At 73.7% G+C, this 19,710-nt stretch carries 18 protein-coding genes; 7 read left to right on the top strand and 11 right to left on the bottom strand.

Going from position 1 to position 19,710, the window contains the following annotated elements:
* The first annotated feature begins 129 nt into the window (after window positions 1-129).
* Together dnaB and trpS are read left to right on the top strand one after the other, a co-directional pair.
* Window positions 130-1,533, top strand: coding sequence for a replicative DNA helicase (gene dnaB, locus ACZDWJ_RS01035; protein ID WP_463519052.1), 1,404 nt, complete (start codon window positions 130-132; stop codon window positions 1,531-1,533).
* 529 nt (window positions 1,534-2,062) lie between these two features.
* On the top strand, window positions 2,063-3,136 hold the full coding sequence (gene trpS, locus ACZDWJ_RS01030) for a tryptophan--tRNA ligase (protein ID WP_463519051.1): 1,074 nt from the start codon (window positions 2,063-2,065) through the stop codon (window positions 3,134-3,136).
* Here the strand turns inward: trpS and ACZDWJ_RS01025 are convergent.
* From ACZDWJ_RS01025 to ACZDWJ_RS01015, 3 genes are read right to left on the bottom strand one after another with little or no spacing between them, the layout of a single operon-like run.
* Window positions 3,130-4,407, bottom strand: a complete 1,278-nt coding sequence (locus tag ACZDWJ_RS01025; protein WP_463519050.1) for an amidohydrolase — start codon at window positions 4,405-4,407, stop codon at window positions 3,130-3,132. The two genes, trpS and ACZDWJ_RS01025, sit on opposite strands and share 7 nt — an antisense overlap.
* Complete coding sequence (locus tag ACZDWJ_RS01020; RefSeq protein ID WP_463519049.1) at window positions 4,404-5,933, bottom strand: AbgT family transporter; 1,530 nt, start codon at window positions 5,931-5,933, stop codon at window positions 4,404-4,406. Before ACZDWJ_RS01020 ends, ACZDWJ_RS01025 begins: the two co-directional genes overlap by 4 nt.
* Window positions 5,930-7,201: a threonine synthase gene (locus ACZDWJ_RS01015; protein ID WP_463519048.1), complete on the bottom strand. Its 1,272-nt coding sequence runs from the start codon at window positions 7,199-7,201 to the stop codon at window positions 5,930-5,932. Before ACZDWJ_RS01015 ends, ACZDWJ_RS01020 begins: the two co-directional genes overlap by 4 nt.
* A 396-nt stretch (window positions 7,202-7,597) precedes the next feature.
* Between ACZDWJ_RS01015 and ACZDWJ_RS01010 the strand changes: the two genes are divergently transcribed.
* Window positions 7,598-8,224: a DJ-1/PfpI family protein gene (locus tag ACZDWJ_RS01010; protein ID WP_463519047.1), complete on the top strand. Its 627-nt coding sequence runs from the start codon at window positions 7,598-7,600 to the stop codon at window positions 8,222-8,224.
* A 35-nt stretch (window positions 8,225-8,259) separates the two neighbouring features.
* On the opposite strand, the gene ACZDWJ_RS01005 is transcribed toward ACZDWJ_RS01010, so the two are convergent.
* The 6 genes from ACZDWJ_RS01005 to ACZDWJ_RS00980 form a co-directional block, all read right to left on the bottom strand.
* Complete coding sequence (locus tag ACZDWJ_RS01005) at window positions 8,260-8,781, bottom strand: GNAT family N-acetyltransferase (protein ID WP_463519046.1); 522 nt, start codon at window positions 8,779-8,781, stop codon at window positions 8,260-8,262.
* A 27-nt stretch (window positions 8,782-8,808) separates the two neighbouring features.
* Window positions 8,809-9,204 carry an arsenate reductase ArsC gene (locus tag ACZDWJ_RS01000; RefSeq protein ID WP_463519045.1) on the bottom strand — a complete coding sequence of 132 codons (396 nt, stop codon included), beginning with the start codon at window positions 9,202-9,204 and terminating at the stop codon, window positions 8,809-8,811.
* The gene (locus ACZDWJ_RS00995; RefSeq protein WP_463519166.1) at window positions 9,201-9,878 is read right to left on the bottom strand and encodes an aquaporin; all 678 of its coding nucleotides are present in this window, start codon (window positions 9,876-9,878) and stop codon (window positions 9,201-9,203) included. The genes ACZDWJ_RS01000 and ACZDWJ_RS00995 overlap by 4 nt, the downstream gene beginning before the upstream one ends.
* A gap of 5 nt (window positions 9,879-9,883) precedes the next feature.
* Complete coding sequence (locus tag ACZDWJ_RS00990; protein WP_463519044.1) at window positions 9,884-10,237, bottom strand: metalloregulator ArsR/SmtB family transcription factor; 354 nt, start codon at window positions 10,235-10,237, stop codon at window positions 9,884-9,886.
* Between the two features lie 75 nt (window positions 10,238-10,312).
* Window positions 10,313-11,011, bottom strand: coding sequence for an aquaporin (locus ACZDWJ_RS00985; protein ID WP_463519043.1), 699 nt, complete (start codon window positions 11,009-11,011; stop codon window positions 10,313-10,315).
* 53 nt (window positions 11,012-11,064) lie between these two features.
* Entirely contained in the window at window positions 11,065-11,613 is a 549-nt protein-coding gene (locus ACZDWJ_RS00980; protein ID WP_463519042.1) for a nitroreductase family protein, read from the bottom strand.
* A gap of 75 nt (window positions 11,614-11,688) precedes the next feature.
* Here ACZDWJ_RS00980 and ACZDWJ_RS00975 point away from each other — a divergent pair, with 75 nt between their 5' ends.
* The 4 genes from ACZDWJ_RS00975 to ACZDWJ_RS00960 all read left to right on the top strand — a co-directional run bounded on the left by ACZDWJ_RS00975 (window position 11,689) and on the right by ACZDWJ_RS00960 (window position 16,495).
* Entirely contained in the window at window positions 11,689-13,251 is a 1,563-nt protein-coding gene (locus ACZDWJ_RS00975; RefSeq protein ID WP_463519041.1) for a peptide chain release factor 3, read from the top strand.
* Between the two features lie 76 nt (window positions 13,252-13,327).
* Window positions 13,328-14,344 carry an alpha/beta fold hydrolase gene (locus ACZDWJ_RS00970; protein WP_463519040.1) on the top strand — a complete coding sequence of 339 codons (1,017 nt, stop codon included), beginning with the start codon at window positions 13,328-13,330 and terminating at the stop codon, window positions 14,342-14,344.
* Window positions 14,329-15,261: a serine hydrolase domain-containing protein gene (locus ACZDWJ_RS00965; RefSeq protein WP_463519039.1), complete on the top strand. Its 933-nt coding sequence runs from the start codon at window positions 14,329-14,331 to the stop codon at window positions 15,259-15,261. Before ACZDWJ_RS00970 ends, ACZDWJ_RS00965 begins: the two co-directional genes overlap by 16 nt.
* 61 nt (window positions 15,262-15,322) lie before the next feature.
* Entirely contained in the window at window positions 15,323-16,495 is a 1,173-nt protein-coding gene (locus tag ACZDWJ_RS00960) for an acyl-CoA dehydrogenase family protein (RefSeq protein WP_463519038.1), read from the top strand.
* Window positions 16,496-16,548: 53 nt separating this feature from the next.
* Here the strand turns inward: ACZDWJ_RS00960 and ACZDWJ_RS00955 are convergent, their stop codons facing one another.
* The gene (locus ACZDWJ_RS00955) at window positions 16,549-18,024 is read right to left on the bottom strand and encodes a M28 family metallopeptidase (protein ID WP_463519037.1); all 1,476 of its coding nucleotides are present in this window, start codon (window positions 18,022-18,024) and stop codon (window positions 16,549-16,551) included.
* Window positions 18,025-18,033: 9 nt separating this feature from the next.
* On the bottom strand, window positions 18,034-19,680 hold the full coding sequence (locus ACZDWJ_RS00950) for an AMP-binding protein (protein ID WP_463519036.1): 1,647 nt from the start codon (window positions 19,678-19,680) through the stop codon (window positions 18,034-18,036).
* Between the last annotated feature and the right edge of the window lie 30 nt (window positions 19,681-19,710).

The following is a 19,710-nucleotide window of genomic DNA, read 5'->3' as shown; positions in this document are numbered from 1 at the left end:
GCCCGACCTCGTTCCTCCCGGACTCTGTCGGTGCCGGGATCTAGCGTCGTGGACGAGCGGGTCCGGCCGACCTCGGCCGGCCCCCGCGGGCTATCGGGCGGTGGCGAGAGCGCCGGAGAGGGGAGTCGCGTGAGCATCGCGGAGCAGGACGCACCGGCGTTCGAGGAGTGGGGCGACGGCCCCGCCGCGTACGAGCCGGGCGAGGCGCCCTCGCGTCCGAACGACCGCACCCCGCCGCAGGACATGGCCGCCGAGCAGTCGGTGCTCGGCTCGATGATGCTCTCCAAGGACGCCATCGCCGAGGCCGTCGAGGTCATCCGCGGCACCGACTACTACCGCCCCGCGCACGAGACCATCCACGACGTCATCGTCGAGCTCTACGGCCGCAGCGAGCCGGTCGACATGATCACCGTCGCCGCCGAGCTGCAGCGGCGCGGCGAGCTCCAGCGCATCGGCGGCGCCCCCTACCTGCACACGCTCTCGGCCAACGTCCCGATCGCCGCGAACGCCGCCTACTACGCCCAGATCGTGCACGAGAAGTCGGTGCTGCGGCGCCTCGTCGACGCCGGCACCAAGATCGTGCAGATGGGCTACGCCGGCGAGGGCGAGGTCGACGACATCGTCGACACCGCGCAGGCCGAGGTCTTCAAGCTCGCCGACAAGCGCTCCACCGAGGACTACGTCCCACTGAGCGCGATCATGGACGGCGTCCTCGACGAGATCGAGGCCATCGGCAACCGCGAGGCCGGCCTCTACGGCGTGCCCACCGGGTTCAGCGACCTCGACGACCTCACCAACGGCCTCCACTCCGGCCAGATGATCATCGTCGCAGCTCGTCCGGCCATGGGTAAGTCGACCCTGGCCCTCGACTTCTGCCGCGCGGCCTCGATCGCCAACAACCTCACCAGCGCCTTCTTCTCCCTGGAGATGACGCGCTCGGAGATCACGATGCGTCTGCTGTCGGCAGAGGCGAAGGTGCCGCTGAACCACATCCGCAACGGCCAGATGGGCGACGACGACTGGAACAAGCTGGCCCGCAAGATGGGCGAGGTCTCCGGGGCGCCGATGTTCATCGACGACTCCCCCAACATGACGATGATGGAGATCCGCGCGAAGGCCCGGCGCCTCAAGCAGCGTCACGACCTCAAGCTGATGGTCATCGACTACCTCCAGCTGATGAGCTCGGGCAAGAAGGTCGAGTCCCGTCAGCTCGAGGTCTCGGAGTTCTCCCGTCAGATCAAGCTGCTGGCCAAGGAGCTCGAGATCCCGATCATCGCGCTCTCCCAGCTCAACCGTGGTCCCGAGCAGCGTGGCGACAAGCGCCCGATGATGAGCGACCTGCGTGAGTCGGGATCGATCGAGCAGGACGCCGACATGGTGATCCTGCTGCACCGCGACGACGTCTACGAGAAGGAGTCGACCCGCCCCGGTGAGGCCGACCTCATCGTCGCCAAGCACCGCAACGGCCCGACCCGCGACATCACCGTGGCCTTCCAGGGTCACTACTCGCGGTTCGTGGACATGGCGCACTGACGCTCGGGTGCCGACGGTCCGCACAGACCTCTGGTGATGGCGGCGAGGCGGGCGCAGCCGGAGGACGCACCGCTGATGGCCGCCATCGCATGGACGGCCGGCGGTCTGCTCCGATGGACGCGGACCACGGGGCGGTGACCGACTCCGAGGCATGGGTCGTCGACGTCGACGGAGCGGTCATCGGCTTCCTCGTGCTGGTGCGTGAGCGGAACGGCATGCTGCTCGACGACGTCGCGGTCCGCCCCTCGCCCCGCGGCGCACCGCGTGACGGAGCAGGGGCTCCGGAGGGTCTTCTACGAGAAGACGTGGTCGGACTGACGCGCCCCGTGCCTCGACGGTGCCTGGCAGCACGCCGAGGAGCCGTCTACGCTGACGCCATGACGAATCCGCGCTCCTCGTGGTGGTGGCCGACCAGCTAGGCGGCCGCCGATCTTCGTCATCCTTCATCCGAGCCGCCCGCGGGCGGCTCGATCTGCATGGTGCTCAGCACCGGCGCTGCTCCCCGTGGGCCCCACCAGGGAGCAGGACCATGACCAGCACCATCTCGACCACCAGCTCGTCGCTCGACGCCGCGACCGCTCGCAGCCGGGAGCTCGCGGGGTCGATCGCCGAGCAGCCGGCCCGGCACCGCATGCTCACCGGCGACCGACCGACCGGTGACCTCCACATCGGCCACTACCTCGCCAGCCTGCGGACGCGGGTGGCGCTGCAGGAGCAGGGCGTCGACTCGCTCGTGCTCATCGCCGACTACCAGGTCATCACCGACCGGGACTCCGTCGGCCGGATCAAGGAGCACACGCTGTCGCTGATGGCCGACTACCTCGCAGCCGGCCTGGATCCGGATCGCTCGACGATCTTCGTCCACTCCGCCGTGCCCCAGCTCAACCAGCTGATGCTGCCGTTCCTCAGCCTGGTCAGCCGCGCCGAGCTCGAGCGGAACCCGACGGTCAAGGACGAGCTCGCCGCCAGCCAGCGACCGCTGTCGGGCCTGCTGCTGACCTACCCGGTCCACCAGGCCGCCGACATCCTGTTCTGCAAGGCCGACGTCGTGCCGGTCGGCAAGGACCAGCTGCCGCACGTCGAGCAGACCCGGACGATCGCCCGACGGTTCAACACCCGCTTCGCCGACGGCGTCGAGGTGTTCCCCGAGCCGGTGGCGCTGATCAACGACCAGCAGCTGATCCTCGGCACCGACGGTCAGAAGATGTCCAAGAGCCGGGGCAACGTGATCCGGCTCGCCGCCTCCGAGGACGAGACCGCCGAGGTGATCGGCCGGGCGCGCACCGACTCCGAGCGCGAGATCACCTACGAGCCGGAGCGCCGCCCGGAGGTCGCCAACCTGCTGACGATCGCCGCGGGCCTCTCCTCGACGCCGCCCGACCGGCTGGCCGAGCAGGTCGGGTCCGGCGGCGGCAGGGCGTTGAAGACCCTCGTCATCGAGGCGGTCAACGAAGGGCTGCGCGACCACCGCGAGCGGCGACGCACCTACGCCGCCGACCCGGCCGCCCTGCGGCAGGTGCTGCGGGAGGGCAACCGTCGGGCCGAGGCGGTCGCGTCGGACACGCTTGCCGAGGTGCGCGCCGTGATGCAGATGGACTACTGAGGTCGGGCCCGCACCAGTCGCTCGAGCAGGTCGACGCCGAGTGGCAGGGCCGCCTCGTCGAGGTCGAAGGCGCGGGTGTGGTGGCCCGAGGGGAGCGTGGAGCCGAGGCCGACGTAGGTGGCCAGGCCGCCGTGGGCCTGCACCCGGCGCATGAGGGCGGTGGCATCGTCGCTGGCCACCGAGGAGCCGGCCGACTCCTCGGCCACCTGGAGTCCGACGGCGCGGGCGGCGTCGACGACAGAGGCCACGGCGGCGGGGTCGGCGGTGGCGGTGGTGACGGCACCGATGAGCTCGACGTCGACCTCCAGACCGTGCATCTGCGCGGCGCCGGCGAGCATGGCGCGGGCGCGCGCCTCGAGGTCGGCGTTGACGTCGCCGTCGTCGGCGCGCACCTCGAGCAGCATCTCGGCGGTGTCGGGGACGATGTTGCTCGACGTGCCGCCGCTGATGCGGCCCACCGACACCCGGGTGGCGTGCCCGGCCACCCGCGTCATGCCCTGCAGGGCGAGGGTCGCGGACGCCGCGCCGAGGAGGGCGTTGCGGCCGTCCTGGGGGTCGAGCGAGGCGTGGGCGGCGCGGCCGCGGAAGGTCGCGCGGATCTTGGAGTTGGCCAGCAGCGCGTCGTTCGAGGGCTGCAGGACGCCGGTGGGCAGGTCGAGCCCCAGGTGCAGGGCGACGAGCAGGTCGACGTCGTCGAGGAGTCCGGACGCCGCGACGGCGGCACCGCCGCGTCCGCCCTCCTCGGCCGGCTGGAAGACCAGCGTGACGCGTCCGGGCGGCGGGTCGGCGGTGAGCCGCTCGGCCAGCTCGATCGCGATGCCGACGTGGCCGTCGTGCCCGCAGGCGTGCATGACGCCGGGGCGCCGGGACGCGAACCCGGCCGCGACGGGCGGGTGCGCGGGGTCGTCGGTCTCGGCGATGGGCAGGGCGTCGATGTCGGCGCGCAGGGCCAGGTGCGGCGTCCCCGAGCCGAGGGTGGCGACGACGGCGGTGTGCCCGCCGCGCATGGCGGGCAGGAAGCGCGGGTCGCCGCCGTCAGCCTCGGCGCGGCGATGGGCGTCGTCGAGCTCGGCCTCGCTCGGCACGCCGAGACGGTGCTCGGGCGGCATGGCGTCCGGCCCGACGATCACCTGCCAGCCGAGGTCGGTGAGGTGGCCGGCGATGCGGCTGGCGGTGCGCAGCTCGGTGAAGCCGACCTCGGGGTGGGCGTGCAGGTCACGTCGCCAGGCGACGGCCGTCGAGAGGCCGTCCGGCGTGGTGGAGCCGCTCACAGGTGCACCGGGGCGCCGGGCCCGGTCGGGATGCCGAGCAGGTAGAACACGATCAGGATGATCACCCAGAACAGCCCCACCGGCAGCACGAAGAGCGCCATCCGCGCGATGACCTTGCCGAGGTCGAAGTCGGGGTCGTAGCGCTGCGCGTTGTCCTGCAGCACGTAGAGGTAGGGGTTGAGCGGGGAGATCGGGTTCGCGATGGAGTCGCCGATCCGGTACGTCGCCTGGATGGTGGCCGGGTGGATGCCCAGGCCCACGAAGATCGGCACGAACACCGGCGAGAGCACCGCCCACAGCGAGGAGCCGGAGAAGATCACCAGCGCCAGCAGCGAGGTCACCAGCAGCGCGAGCAGCAGGGCCGGGAGGCCGCTGACGTTGGCGTCGCGCAGCACCGAGGAGCCCTCGACGGCGATCCAGTCGCCCACGCCGCTCCAGGCGAACATCGCGATGAACTGCCCGGCCGAGAACGCCACGACGATGAAGAACCGCATGTCCATCACCGAGTCGGCCATCAGCCGCGGCACGTCGTCGGCCCTCGTCAGCGTGCCCGCGGCGATGCCGGCCACCAGGAACGCCAGCGTCACCAGCGGGACGATGCCGTCGAAGAACGGCGACTCGATGAGCGCACCGTCGGCGCCCTGCAGCGGGCCGCCGGGCACCAGCCAGGCCGCCACCACCGCGGCGAGGTAGACCAGCAGCGCCAGCCCGCCGATGCGCAGCGCGCGCCGCTGCCGCCGGGTGACGGTGGCGAGGTCGTCGTCCTGCTCGGACCCGGCCTCGGCGTCGTCGCCAGCGGAGGGGTCGTAGGGCGCTAGGCCCGGCTCGACCCACCGCACCAGCACGGCGGCGACGACGATCGGCAGCACGAGCCCGGCGGCGGCCTGGAACCAGTAGTTCATCAGCACCGACGTGCTGGCGTCGGTGCCGGTGGGGACGGCCGCGGTGGTGAGCGCGGAGAGGTTCGCGTCGAGCGCGCCGATCAGCAGGCCCGAGCCGTAGCCGGCCGAGAGCCCGGCGAAGGCGCCGAGCATGCCCGCCACCGGGTGGCGTCCGACGGCGCGGAAGGCCAGCGCCGCCAGCGGGGGCAGGACGATGAAGCCGGCGTCGCCCATCACGTGGCCCTGGCCGGCGACGAAGCAGACCGCCAGCGGCATCCAGCGCCGTGGAACCCGCGAGAGCGACGCCGCGACGGCGGTGCGCAGCAGCCCGGTGCGCTCGGCCACGCCGACGCCGAGCAGCACCACGAGCACGACGCCGAGCGGCGGGAAGCCGATGAAGTTCGGGACGAGGCTGGTCACCAGGTGCTGCAGCCCGGTGACGGACAGGATGTTGCGCACCTCGGTGGGCTTCTCCGCCCCGGGCAGCTGGGCGGTGGCGTCGTTCGCGGCGAGCACCGCCGAGAGGACGCCGGTGGCCAGCAGGAGGTACCAGAACAGGTAGAAGGGGTGCGGGACGAGCCGACCCACCCGCTCGATCGCGCCGAAGATCCGCCCCGGCGCGCGGGGCGTCGTCGCGGAGCTCATCGTGCGCTCCCGGCGCCACCGGCCGGCGGCGGGATGACGCCGTCCTTGGCCAGCGTCGGGACGTCGACGGTGACGGTGTCGGGGTAGATCAGCCCGCTGCCGGTGTTGAGGACGACGACCTCCTCATCGCCCCGCAGCCAGCCCGACTCCCGCAGCTGGCCGACCGCGGCGAAGCACGCCGCGCCCTCGGGGCAGATCCACGCGCCCTCCTCGCGCGCCAGCGTGTGCTCGGCGGCCAGCAGATCGGCGTCGTCGACCGCGACGGCCGTGCCGCCGGTCTCGTAGACGGCGTCGAGCACCAGGAAGTCGCCTAGCGCCTTCGGGACGGTGATGCCGAACGCGACCGTGCGCGGGTCGGCCGGCGCGACGCTCTCGCGAGCACCGCGCTCGAAGGCGTCGACGATGGGCGCGCAGCCCGAGGACTGCACCGCCACCAGCCGCGGGAGGTCGCCGGTGACCCAGCCGAGCTCCTGCAGCTCGCGCATCGCCTTGTGGATCGCGATGATCCCGACGCCGCCGCCGGTGGGGTAGAGCAGCACGTCGGGGAAGCGCCAGCCCAGCTGCTCGGCGATCTCGTAGCCCATCGTCTTCTTGCCCTCGATGCGGTAGGGCTCCTTGAGCGTGGAGGTCTCCTGGTAGCCCGGCCGGTCGGCGACCGCCGCGTGGACCAGGCGGCCGGCGTCGCCGATGAGGCCGTCGACGAGGAACAGCTCGGCGCCGGCGACGACGCACTCGCGTCGGGTGATCTCCGGGGCGTCCACCGGCATCGCCACCAGCGCGCCGAGGCCGGCCCGGGCGGCGTAGGCGGCCCAGGCGGCCCCGGCGTTGCCGTTGGTGGGCATCGCGACGCCACGCACCCCGAGCTCCTTGGCCCGGGAGACGCCGACCGCCGCGCCGCGGGCCTTGAAGGCGCCGGTGGGCACCAGGCCCTCGTCCTTCATCAGCAGGTGCGGGACGCCGAGCCGGGCCCCGGCCCGCGGCGTCGGGAGCAGCGGCGTCATGCCCTCGCCGAGGGTGACGACGTGCGCGGGGTCCCGCACCGGCAGCACCTCGTGGTAGCGCCACAGGTCGGGCGCCCGTCCCGCGATCTGCGCCGGGGTGACGGTCGCCGCCACCCGCTCGAGGTCGTAGCGGGCCAGCAGCGGCGCCCCCACCGGCGAGGTGCCCTGGACGACGTCGGCGTCGTGCCGGGTGCCCTCCCGCGAGCACTCCAGGTGGCTGAGGTGGGAGAAGGCGGACGTGCCGGGGTCGTGCTCCGAGAAAGGCATCCGTCCTTACTAGCAAACTCCGGTTCAGATCCCCTGGCCGCCCGGAGTGCGGACCGGGCTGCTCACCCGATCGGGGCCACCCAGCGCTGGCGATGTCCTGGAGGGGGCCTCCGTGACCCTGGGCGGGGCCGAACGGGGGATAGTCCCCCCGGGGGCATGCAGGTTTCCCCGGTCAGCCGGGGAAACTGCCACCGTCTGACGTGTCCCGCAGGATCTTCCGCCGCCGAGTCTGCGAGACACGCCCCGCGGTGAGGAGTTCCCCGGCCATCCGGGGAGCTTCTCCGAGCGGGGTGCTCGGCAGGATCCCGACGCCGCTCGACCGCGCCCGGCCTGTCGACGCCCGGCGAGGCCTGATGGGATCGGCACCGCCCGCCCGTCGTCCCCGAGGAGCAGCCCGTGCCCGCCGACACCGCCCCGCTGACCGAGCCGCACACCGCCCCGCTCACCGTCGGGATCCTGGCCTTCGACGACATGGAGGTCCTCGACTTCGCCGGGCCCTACGAGGTCTTCAACGTCGCCGGCGAGCTCGGCGGGGCAGGCCCGGTGGAGGTCCGCGCGATCGGGGTGGACGCCGGCCCGGTGCGCGCTCGGGGCGGCTTCACGGTGCTCCCGCATCACGCCCTCGCCGACGCGCCCACGTGCGATGTCGTCGTGGTGCCCGGCGGGCTGGGCGCCCGCCGCCTCCTCGAGCGCGACGACGTCCTGGCCTGGACGCGTGAGGCCGCGGCGTCGGCGCGGCTGCTGATGTCGGTGTGCAGCGGCTCGCTGGTGCTCGCCGCCGCGGGCCTCCTGGAGGACGCCACGGCCACCAGCCACCACACCGTCCTCGACGAGCTGCGTCGCCTCTCGCCCACCACGACGGTGGTCGAGGGACGCCGGTTCGTGCAGGCCGGGGAGCGGCTGTGGACCTCCGCGGGCGTCTCGGCCGGCGTCGACCTCGCGCTGGACGTCGTCGAGCAGCTGCTCGGCGCGGACGCCCGCGCGGCCACGGTGGCCGAGATGGAGTGGGGCTGGGGCTCCTGAGCTCGGCGCCGTGTCGCCTGCCGCGGCGACAGGCGTCAGAGCCCGACGGAGGTGCTGCGCCGCTCGAGCAGGACGACGTCGCGCCAGGTGCCGGCGAGCGGGCCGTGGGCCATCCGTCCGACCCGCTCGCGGACGCCGACGACGCGGAAGCCGCAGCGGGCGTGCAGCGCCAGGCTGGCGGTGTTCTCGGGGAGGACGCCGGACTGGATCGTCCAGATCCCGGCGGCCTCGGTGGAGGCGATGAGCGCGTCGAGCAGCAGCCGCCCGACGCCCTGGCCGCGGGCCGCGTCGGCGACGTAGACCGAGTGCTCGACGACGCCGGCGTACACGCAGCGCGACGACACCGCGCTGACCGCGGCCCAGCCGAGGACGGTCTGACGTGCGGCGGTGGCGTCGACGGCGACGAGGCGATGCTCCGGCAGGCGGGCGGCGTCGAAGTCCTCCCAGGACGGCGGCGCGGCCTCGAAGGTGGCGTGGCCGGTGGCGATGCCGTCGGCGTAGACGGCCTCGACCCCCGGCCAGTGCCCGTGGGTCAGGGGCGCGATGTCGACGGCCATGTCGACGACCATGCCACGGCCACGACCTCAGACCAGCTCGGCGAGCAGCGCCTCGACCCGGCCGCGGATCTCGTCGCGGATCGGGCGGACGGCCTCGAGGCCCTGGCCGGCGGGATCCTCGAGCGCCCAGTCCTCGTAGCGGGTGCCGGGGAAGAACGGGCAGGCGTCACCGCAGCCCATGGTGATGACGACGTCGGAGACCTCGACGGCGGCGTCGGTGAGCACCTTCGGTCGGTTCCCGGCGATGTCGATGCCGACCTCGGCCATCGCCTCGACCGCCACGGGGTTGATGGTGTCGGCCGGCGCGGACCCGGCTGAGAGCACCTCGACGCGGTCGCCGCCGAGGTGCTGCAGCCAGCCGGCGGCCATCTGGGAGCGGCCGGCGTTGTGCACGCAGACGAACAGGACGGTGGGACGGCTCACGAGGGCTCCTCGGCGGGGACGGGCGGGACGGGCACGTGCAGCACGCGGACGGCCAGCGCGCCGAGCGCTCCGCCGAGCAGCTGCATGAGAACGAACGGCGCCACGGACGACGGCGCGATGCCGGCGAAGGTGTCGCTCAGGGTGCGGGCGACGGTGACGGCGGGGTTGGCGAAGCTGGTGGAGCTGGTGAACCAGTAGGCGGCCGCGATGTAGCCGCCGACGGCGAAGGCGACGGTCTCGACGCGCTCGGAGCGCAGCGCCCCGAAGACGACGAGCACCAGGCCGAAGGTGGCGACGGTCTCGGCGAGCAGCAGGTGGCCGCCGCTGCGCACGGTGCTGGAGGTGGTGACGGCGTCGAGGTCGAACATGAGGTTCGCGAGCACGCAGCCCACGGCGCCGCCGACCATCTGGGCGACGACGAGCACGAGCGCGTCGCGGGTTCCGAGGCGACCCAGCGCTCGCTCGACGAGCGTCACCACCGGGTTGAACGACGCCGACACCGGCTGCAGCGCCAGGATCAGCGCGACCAGGCCGGCACCGGTGGCCAGGCTGTTCTCCAGCAGCTGGAGGCCGGGGTCGGACGTGAGCCGCTGGGCGGCGATGCCCGAGCCGACCACGATGGCCACCAGCAGGGCGGTGCCGAGCAGCTCGGCCAGGGCGCGACGCATCAGCATCCCGGTCACGGAGCCACCCCGCCGAGCAGGGCGGCGAGCGCGCCGAGGGCGTCGGGGCGCACCCGGTAGTGCACCCAGACGCCGCGCTTCTCGCGGTCGAGGAGCCCGGCCTCGTGGAGCACCTTGAGGTGGTGGCTGATCGTCGGCTGGGAGAGGTCGAAGGCGTCGTTGAGGTCGCACACGCAGGCCTCCCCGCCCTCGCCCGCGGCCACGAGCGAGAGCAGCCGGAGGCGGACGGGGTCGGCGATCGCCTTGAGCAGTGGGGCGATGCGCTCGGCGTCCTCGGTGCTCATCGGCTCCCGGGTGAGCGGGGCGCAGCACACGCCGGCGGCGACCTCGGCGGCCAGAGACTTCGACATGCGTCGATATTGACAGAGGTCGATGGCCTCACGCGAGCCGGGCCTTCCGCCTCCGAGGGGGGACGCGGGCCGACGTCACTCGCCGAGCGGCTCCGCCGGCCGCCCGAACCGCAGCCGCACCACGGCCACGGCGAGCACGCCACCGACGAGCTGGGCCCCGATGAAGGCCAGCGCCGAGGTCGGCGCGATCCCGCCGAAGGACGAGGTCAGGATGCGGGCCAGCGTCGAGGCGGGGCTGGCGAAGCCGCCGGAGCTGGTGGCCACCGACACCACCACGGTCATCAGTCCGACCGCCGCCGCGACCACCTCGGTGCGGCCGGTCCGCAGCGCGGCGAGGGCGACGAGCACCACCGCGAAGGCGGCGACGCCCTCGGACAGCTCGAGGTAGCGCTGGAACCGGTCGAACTGCGAGCGAGCGACGAGGTCGAGCTGGAACATGGCGTTCGCGACGATCACGCCCAGGACGGCGCCGACCAGCTGCGCGAGCACGTGGGCCGCTGCCTCGGTGGTGCCGATTCGGCCCTCGAGCCGCTGCGCCAGGCTCACGAGCGGGTTGAACGAGCCGGAGACCGGCCGCAGCGCCAGCACGAGCGCGGCGAGCGCCGCGCCCGTCATGAGCGCGGTCATGAGCAGCACCAGGGGGAAGTCCGCCGCCGCCTGGCTGGCCAGGATCGTGGTGCCGGTGCCGGACACGAGCAGCAGGAACGAGCCGACGAGCTCGGCGACGGTCGACGGCAGCAGGGAGGGTCGTGCGGACCCGAGATGAGTGGACACGCTCGGATGCTGGCAGATCCGCGGGCCGGTGGTCGAGCGGGTCGAGACCGCCCTCACGCCTCCCGCGGGCGCCAGCGGACGTCGGCGAGCGGACGCCGGTCCGGCTCGGCGGGGGCCGCGAGCGGCTCGGCCGGCACGCCGACGGCGGCCAGCGTCGTCACCTCCCACTCCGGCGGGACCCCGAGGTCGGCGGCGAGGCCGTCGCGGTCGAAGGCCCGCATCTGGTGGACGCCGAGGCCCAGGGCGTGGGCCTGCACGGTGAGGTGGGCGACGGCCTGACCGAGGTCGTAGTGGGAGAGCTCGGAGTAGGTCAGGCCGCCGCCGTCGACCTCGAGCCGCGCCAGGCAGGCCACCAGCAGGCCGGCGTCCGGAGCCCACTGCGCCGAGCTCGGCGCCAGCCGCGTCACCAGCGTCCGGTGCACGGCGTCGCCGCGCACGCCGACCGCGAAGGCCCACGGCTGGGAGTTCCCGGCCGACGGGGCGCGCCGTGCGGCCTCGAGCAGCAGCGTCACCTGCGCCTCGCCGACCTCCGCGTGCGGGTCGAACCGGACGGGGCTGAAGCGCTCGCGGACGAAGGGGAGCAGGGCGTCGACGGGAGGCACGCCACCAGAGCGTCGATGCCCGGCCGGACATTCCGGGATGCCGGTGCGCTCGAGGGCAGCGCCTAGGCTCCTCAGGTGCCCGACACCCGTCCCCGCCGCACCTTCGCCGTCATCAGCCACCCCGACGCGGGCAAGTCGACCTTGACCGAGGCGCTGGCCCTGCACGCCCGGGCCATCCACGAGGCCGGCGCGGTGCACGGCAAGGGCGATCGGCGAGCGACCGTCTCGGACTGGATGGCCATGGAGAAGGCCAGGGGCATCTCGATCACCTCCGCCGCCCTCCAGTTCGTCTACCGCGACCACGTCGTCAACCTCGTCGACACCCCCGGCCACAGCGACTTCTCCGAGGACACCTACCGGGTGCTCTCGGCGGTCGACTCGGCGGTGATGCTCGTCGACGCCGGCAAGGGCCTGGAGCCGCAGACCCTCAAGCTGTTCCGGGTCTGCGCGCTGCGCGGCATCCCGGTGATCACCGTCATCAACAAGTGGGACCGTCCGGGCCTCTCGGCGCTCGAGCTGATGGACCTCATCCAGGAGAAGATCGGCCTGCGGCCCACGCCCCTGACCTGGCCGGTCGGCGAGGCCGGCGACTTCCGCGGCGTCCTGGACCGACGCACCGGCGAGTTCGTGAAGTACACGCGCACCGCCGGCGGCGCCACCCGCGCCCCCGAGCGCCGGATGAGCGCCGAGGAGGTCGAGGAGCCCGACCTGCTGACGTGGACCGCGGCCGTCGAGGAGCACGAGCTGCTCACCCTCGACGAGGCCGACCACGACCAAGAGCGCTTCCTGGCCGGCGCCACGACCCCGGTGATGTTCGCCTCGGCCCTGCAGAACTTCGGCGTCGCGCAGCTCCTCGACCTGCTGCTCGACCTCGCGCCCGCGCCCGGCCCGACCCCCGGCGTCGACGGCGGCGTGCGCGCCGTCGAGGACCCCTTCAGCGCGTTCGTGTTCAAGGTGCAGTCGGGCATGAACGCCTCCCACCGCGACCGGCTCGCCTACGCGCGGGTCGTCTCGGGCACCTTCGAGCGCGGCATGGTGGTCACCCACGCCGCCACCGGTCGGCCGTTCGCCACCAAGTTCGCCCAGGCCGTGTTCGGACGCGAGACGACGTCGGTCGAGACCGCCGAGGCCGGCGACATCATCGGCCTGGTCAACGCCACCGCGCTGCGCGTCGGCGACACCATCTACGTCGACGAGCCCGTCGAGTACCCGCCGGTGCCGACCTTCGCCCCCGAGCACTTCCGCACCGCCAGCGCGGGCGACATCAGCCGCTACAAGCAGTTCCGTCGCGGCATCGAGCAGCTCGACCAGGAGGGCGTCGTCCAGGTGCTGCGCTCGGACCTGCGCGGCGACCAGAACCCGGTGCTGGCCGCGGTGGGCCCGATGCAGTTCGAGGTCGTCGAGGACCGCATGGTCAACGAGTTCAACTCCCCCATCCGCTTCTCCCCGCTGGACTACCAGGTGGCGCGGCGCACCGACGCCGCCGGCGCCGTGGCGCTCGCGGGGCTGCGCGGCGTCGAGGTGCTGCAGCGCAGCGACGGCACCCACCTCGCGCTCTTCGTCGACGCCTGGCGCGCGAAGGTCATCACCCGCGACCACCCCGACGTCCTGCTCGAGGACCTGCCCGCCGGCGGGTAGCCCGCACCTCAAGCGGGCGGTGGGGATCCTCCGGGTCCCGAGTCACCCCTGCGACGGCACGTGGTGGGATGGCGGGGTGCCTGACGACGAGCCCCGCCTGGCCGGACGGCTCGCCGTCGGCGCCGGCCCCGACTCCCCGGGGGACGTCCCCGGGGGCCCCGGGACCACTGGCTGGAGCATCTACTGGGAGGAGTGGGGCCGACCCGAGGGCGTGCCCGTGGTCCACCTCCACGGCGGTCCGGGCGGCACGCTCGGGCGCAGCCTCTACCGGCGCCGCTTCGACCTCGACCGGGTGCGCCTGATCGGGCTGGAGCAGCGAGGCTGCGGCCGCTCGACCCCGCACCTCTCCGACCCTGCGGTGCCGATCGAGGAGGTCGACACTGCCGCCCTCGTCGCGGACCTCGAGGCCCTGCGCCGCGACCGCGGTGTGGAGCGATGGATCGTCAGCGGCGTCTCGTGGGGCACCACGCTGGCGCTCGCCTACGCCGCCACCCACCCCGAGCGGGTCCTCGGACTGGCGCTGGTGGCGGTGACGACCACCGGCCGGGCCGAGGTCGACCAGATCACCGAGGGCGTCGGAGCCGTCTTCCCCGAGGCCTGGGACCGGTTCGCCGGCCACGCCGAGGCCGCGGGCATCGGCTACCGCCGCGGCGAGGGTCGCCTGATCGACGCCTACGCCCGGCTGGTGGAGCACCCGGACGCCGCCGTCCGCGAGGCCGCGACGCAGGAGTGGTCGCTGTGGGAGGACACCCACGTCTCGCTCACCGCCGGGGAGGTCGTCCGCGATCCGCGCTGGGAGGACCCGCGCTTCCGGCTGGCCTTCTTCCGGCTGACCGCGCATCTGTGGCGCCACGACGCCTTCTGCGAGCCGCCGCTGCTCGAGCAGGTCGACCGCATCGCCCACCTGCCGGCGGTGCTGATCCACGGCCGGGCCGACGTCTCCTCGCCCCTGGTCACCGCGTGGCGGCTGGCGCAGCGCTGGCCGGCCGCACGCCTGGTCGTCATCGAGGGCGACGGCCACGGCGGCGCGGACCTGTTCGCGGCCTGGGAGGCGGCGACCGCGGAGCTGGTGGAGAGGTGCGCGTCCCGGTGATCGGCTCGGTGATGGTCTTGACGCCCGGCGCGCCGGCGGTGATCGGGCTCAGCGAGCAAGGGCGCCGCGAGATCGCGACGAGCAGCGCCCGCGAGGACTCCCGGTTCCGGATCGCCTCCCTCACCAAGCCCGTCACCGCCGTCGCCGCGGTGCGGGCGGCCCGGGCGGCCGGAGCACCGGACCTCGAGGTGCGGCTGCGTGACCTCCTGCCGGGCACGGACCCCTGGCACCTGGCCCCCGACCTCACCCTCGCGCACGTGCTCGCGCAGGTCGCGGCGCCGGCCGGCACCGTCACCGCGGCCGACGTCGCCGCGCTGGGCGAGGGCCCCGACGTGCTCGTGCGGGTGGCCGCCGCCGTGGCCGCTGCGGGCGGCGCGCCGGACGTGCCCGCCCCCTGGCGCTACGAGAACGCCCACTACCTCCTCGCCGGCGCCGCGATCGAGGCGCTCGGACTCGCCTTCGAGGACGCCGTCCGCACCCTCGTGCTGGAGCCGGCCGGCATGGCGAGCACCGGCTTCCTCGCCGACGAGGCGACGCTGCCGGCGCTGGCCCACCCGCGGGGGCGCCGCCCCAGCGGCGGGCTCTGCTCGACGGTGCCCGACCTGCTCTCGTTCGCCGAGTGGCTGCTCGGGCAGCGCGACCTGCTCGCGGTCGTCGCCGCCGACCGCACGCGCCGCGACGATCCGGCCCGCTACGGACTCGGGTGGGCCCTGGGCCCCTCGGGCCAGCTCTACCTCAACGGGAGGCTGCCGAGCCTGCGCGCCGCGATGGTGCTGGTGCCCGACGCCGGGCTGGCGGCCGTCGGCCTGTGCGCCCACGAGGACTCGCTGCCGGGGCTGGCCGCGGCCCTCGACGAGCTCCAGCGGCCGACGACCGGCGACGTCCTGGCCTCGCTCATCGACGCCTTCGCGACCTGACCCGCCCCGGCCGGGGGCCGCCTGCCACGATGGGAGGACGCCGACCTCTGGAGGAACCGCCGTGACCACGCACGACCCGCTCGACCTCGCCGGCATCGACGACCTCCTCAGCGACGACGAGCGCGCGATCCGCGCCTCGGTGCGCGCCCTGTGCGAGGAGCACGTCGAGCCGTACGTCGCCGACTGGTTCGAGCGCGGGACCATCGACGACGTCCGCGGCCTGGCTCGCGAGCTCGGCTCGCTGGGGCTGCTGGGCATGCACCTGGAGGGCTACGGCTGCGCGGGCACCTCGGCCACCGCGTACGGCCTGGCGTGCCTGGAGCTCGAGGCCACCGACTCCGGCCTGCGCTCGCTGGTCTCGGTGCAGGGCTCGCTGGCGATGTTCGCGATCCACCGCTTCGGCTCCGAGGAGCACAAGCAGACCTGGCTGCCGCGGATGGCCGCCGGCGAGGCGATCGGCTGCTTCGGCCTCACCGAGCCCGACGCCGGCTCCGACCCCGCGAGCATGCGCACCCGAGCCCGACGCGACGGCGCCGACTGGGTGCTCGACGGCCGCAAGATGTGGATCACCAACGGCTCGGTGGCCGACGTCGCGGTGGTGTGGGCGCAGACCGAGGAAGGCGTGCGCGGCTTCGTCGTGCCCACCGACACCCCCGGCTTCAGCGCCCCGCTGATCCACCACAAGCTCTCGTTGCGCGCCTCCATCACCAGCGAGCTCGTGCTCGAGGGCGTGCGGCTGCCCGCCGACGCCGTGCTGCCCGACGTCGTCGGCCTCAAGGGGCCCCTCTCGTGCCTGAACGAGGCGCGCTTCGGCATCGTCTGGGGCTCCATGGGCGCCGCGCGCACCTGCCTGCGGGCCGCGCTGGACTACGCCGGCTCCCGTGAGCAGTTCGGCCGTCCGATCTCCGCCTTCCAGCTCACCCAGGCCAAGCTCGCCGACATGGCCCTCGAGCACGCCAAGGGCGTCCTGCTGGCGCTGCACCTGGGGCGTCGCAAGGACGCCGGCACCCTGACGCCGCCGCAGGTCAGCCTCGGCAAGCTCAACAACGTCCGCGAGGCGCTGGAGATCTGCCGCACCGCGCGCACCATCCTCGGCGCCAACGGCATCTCGCTGGAGTACCCGGTGATCCGCCACATGAACAACCTGGAGTCGGTGCTGACCTACGAGGGCACCGTCGAGATGCACACCCTGGTGGTGGGCCAGACCCTCACGGGGCACCAGGCCTTCCGCTGATCGAAGAAGCCGGTGCCCAGCGCCCCGTGAGGGGATCGGCCGCGGGCTGAGCCTCAGCGCGCGGGCAGCGGGAACGCCGCCGGCGAGCGGCGTCCGCCCCGGCCCACGGCGCGCAGGCCGAAGACGACGTTGTCCTTCGACAGGTCGATCGTGGCGGTCGAGACCGCGCCGACGGGGATCACGTGGGTCCACGTCGGCTCGGTGGTCGGGCGCCAGACGACCTCGTAGCCGGCGGCGGCGGGGTCGCGCGTCCAGCGCAGCGTGGTGTCGTTGGTGAGCGCCGTGGTGTCGACGACGACGTCGCGCGGGGTGCCCGGCGCGGTGGCCAGCGACCAGAGGGCCGCGCCGTTCACGCGGGCGACCCGGGCGATGTAGTCCATGTCGCAGAACTCGGTGAGGTCGCCGTACTGCTTCCCGCCCTCGACGCGGACGTCCTGGTGCTGGTGGGCGAAGTCCTCGTTCGGCTCGGTGAACCGGGCCGCGGGGTAGCCGGCCTTGAGGAAGGAGAGGTGGTCGCCGCCGCGCAGGTAGCGGTCGAGGCGGTAGATCACCTGCACGTCCATGCCGCTGACCTCACGGCCCGCGACCTCGCCGACGAAGCGGGCGAGCTCGCGCGCGGGGGAGTCGTTCTCGCCGTCGACGGCCAGCCGGGCGAGGTCGTCAGCCGTGGGCGGACGCTGCAGGCCCTCGGCGAAGAGCCGCACGGTGCGGCCGTCGGTGGTGCCGTCGTCGGCCAGGCTGGCGCCGATGATGTCGTTGGTGAACATGCCCTGCACGTCGGTGCCGGCGGCGCGGTACTGCTCGGCGGTGTAGCCCGAGCCGTAGAGGCCCTGCTCCTCGCCGGCGACGGCGAGGAAGACGATCGTGGCGTCGGGACGCCGGGTGGCCATGATCCGCGCGAGCTCCAGGCTCACCGCCACGCCCGAGGCGTCGTCGTCGGCGCCGGGGGCATCGGAGGTGAAGTCCATGACGTCGGTGCAGCGGGAGTCGTAGTGGCCCGAGACGACGTAGACGCGGTCGGGGTCGGTGCTGCCGCGCAGCGTGGCGCGGACGTTGCTGATGCGGGTCGGCGTCGGGATCCGGCTGGCCGGCTGCTGCACGTAGGAGGGCACGTCGACGACCATCCGGCCGCCCGACGCCGCGGCGTAGCGCCGCATCTCCGCCTCGATCCAGTCGCGGGCGGCGCCGATGCCGCGGCGCGGGTCGTCCTGGCTGGAGAGGGTGTGGCGGGTGCCGAAGGCGACGAGCGTCTCGATGGTGCGGCGGATGCGACGCGGGTCGACCTCGCGCAGGATCGCGCGCAGCTCGGCGCTCGGCTCCTGCGGGCGGTTGCGGCGGCCCGGCCCCTCCGGCCAGGAGCCGCCGGAGCTCGAGGAGCCGGAGCCGGGACGGGCGTCGGCGCGGCCCGGCGCGAGGCCGGCTCCGGCGACGACGCCGCCGGCGCCCGCGATGAGGCCGCGACGGGTGGTGGAGCCGGTGGTGCCGGCCGTGGACGGGGTGGCTGAGGTGTGCGGGTCCGAGTTTCCCATCCGCCCTTCCTACCCGGTGGGACCACCGATGCCCAGGGCCTCGGCGCTGCGCTCGCGCATCTCGACCTTGCGGACCTTGCCGGTGACGGTCATCGGGAACTCCTCGACGACCAGCACGTAGCGGGGGATCTTGTAGTGCGCCAGGCGGCCCTCGCAGAAGGCCCGCACGCTCGCCGCGTCGAGCCGCTCGGCTCCCGGACGCAGCCGCACCCAGGCGCACAGCTCCTCGCCGTAGCGCTCGTCGGGCACGCCGACGACCTGGACGTCCTCGACGTCGGGGTGCGCATGCAGGAACTCCTCGACCTCGCACGGGTAGACGTTCTCGCCGCCGCGGATGACGAGGTCCTTGATGCGGCCGTTGATGACGCAGTAGCCGTCCTCGCGCATGACGGCGAGGTCGCCGGTGTGCATCCAGCCGTCGGCGTCGATCGCCTCGCGGGTGCGCTCCTCGTCGTCCCAGTAGCCGAGCATCACCGAGTAGCCGCGGGTGCACAGCTCGCCGGTCTCGCCGCGCGGCAGGGTGGCGCCGGTGACGGGGTCGACGACCTTCACCTCGACGTGCGGGTGCACCCGGCCGACGGTCGCGGTGCGCCGTTCGAGGTCGTCGTCGGCGCGGGTCTGGCAGGAGACCGGCGAGGTCTCGGTCATGCCGTAGGCGATCGAGACCTCCGCCAGGTGCATCTCCTCGATGCAGCGGCGCATCACCTCCACCGGGCACGGCGAGCCGGCCATGATGCCGGTGCGCAGCGAGGCGAGGTCGGCGTCGGCGAAGCCGGGGTCGGCGAGCATCGCGATGAACATCGTCGGCACGCCGTAGACGGCCGTGCAGCGCTCCTGCTCGATGGCCCGCAGCGTCAGCGCGGGGTCGAAGCCGGGTGCTGGGATCACCATGGTGGCGCCGTGGGTGGTGCAGCCGAGGTTGCCCATGACCATGCCGAAGCAGTGGTAGAAGGGCACCGGGATGCACAGCCGGTCGGCGGCGGTGAGCCGGATCGTCTCGGTGACGAAGAAGCCGTTGTTGAGGATGTTGCGGTGGCTCAGCGTGGCGCCCTTCGGGCTGCCCGTGGTGCCGGAGGTGTACTGGATGTTGATGGGGTCCTCCGGCGAGGTGGCCGCCATCCGCTGCGCGACGGCGTCCTCGGGCAGGGGCCGGCCGCCGTCGAGGAGGGCGGCCCAGTCGTCGGTGTCGATCAGCACGACGTGCTCGAGGCCCGGGAGGTCGGGCCGCACGGAGTCGATCATCGCGGCGTAGTCGCTGGTCTTGAACCGCGAGGTGGCCACCAGCGCGCGCAGCCCCGACTGCCGGACGACGTAGGCGAGCTCGTGGGTGCGGTAGGCGGGGTTCACCGTCACCAGCACCACGCCGATCTTCGCGGTGGCGTACTGCAGCAGCGTCCACTCCGCGCAGTTCGGCGCCCACACGCCGAGGCGATCGCCGTGCGCGAGGCCGAGCGCGATGAGCCCGCGGGCGACGGCGTCGACGTCGCGGTCGAGCTCGCCCCACGTCCAGCGCCGGCCGCTGGCCACCTCGACGAGCGCCTCGCCGTCGCGGTGCGCGGCGACGGTGCGCTCGAGGTCGACCCCGATCGTGTGCTCCAGCAGCGGGGTCGAGGTGTCGCCGGCGGCGTGGGACGGCGTCGTGGGGGCCGGGCTCATGGGCTGCTCCTCGGGAAGCCCCCGGGCCCC

Source organism: Nocardioides sp. B129/18, assembly GCF_055282735.1.
This window is presented reverse-complemented; position numbering and strand designations above follow the sequence as displayed.

Bases quoted from the DNA above. Each gene is read 5' to 3' on its own strand.
- ACZDWJ_RS00995 (WP_463519166.1), bottom strand. From the start codon at position 9,878: ATGCTGATGCGTCGCGCCCTGGCCGAGCTGCTCGGCACCGCCCTGCTG.
- ACZDWJ_RS01005 (WP_463519046.1), bottom strand. From the start codon at position 8,781: ATGGCCGTCGACATCGCGCCCCTGACCCACGGGCACTGGCCGGGGGTC.
- ACZDWJ_RS01020 (WP_463519049.1), bottom strand. From the start codon at position 5,933: ATGAGCTCCGCGACGACGCCCCGCGCGCCGGGGCGGATCTTCGGCGCG.
- ACZDWJ_RS01015 (WP_463519048.1), bottom strand. From the start codon at position 7,201: ATGCCTTTCTCGGAGCACGACCCCGGCACGTCCGCCTTCTCCCACCTC.
- ACZDWJ_RS00955 (WP_463519037.1), bottom strand. From the start codon at position 18,024: ATGGGAAACTCGGACCCGCACACCTCAGCCACCCCGTCCACGGCCGGC.
- ACZDWJ_RS00950 (WP_463519036.1), bottom strand. From the start codon at position 19,680: ATGAGCCCGGCCCCCACGACGCCGTCCCACGCCGCCGGCGACACCTCG.
- trpS (WP_463519051.1), top strand. From the start codon at position 2,063: ATGACCAGCACCATCTCGACCACCAGCTCGTCGCTCGACGCCGCGACC.
- ACZDWJ_RS00990 (WP_463519044.1), bottom strand. From the start codon at position 10,237: ATGTCGAAGTCTCTGGCCGCCGAGGTCGCCGCCGGCGTGTGCTGCGCC.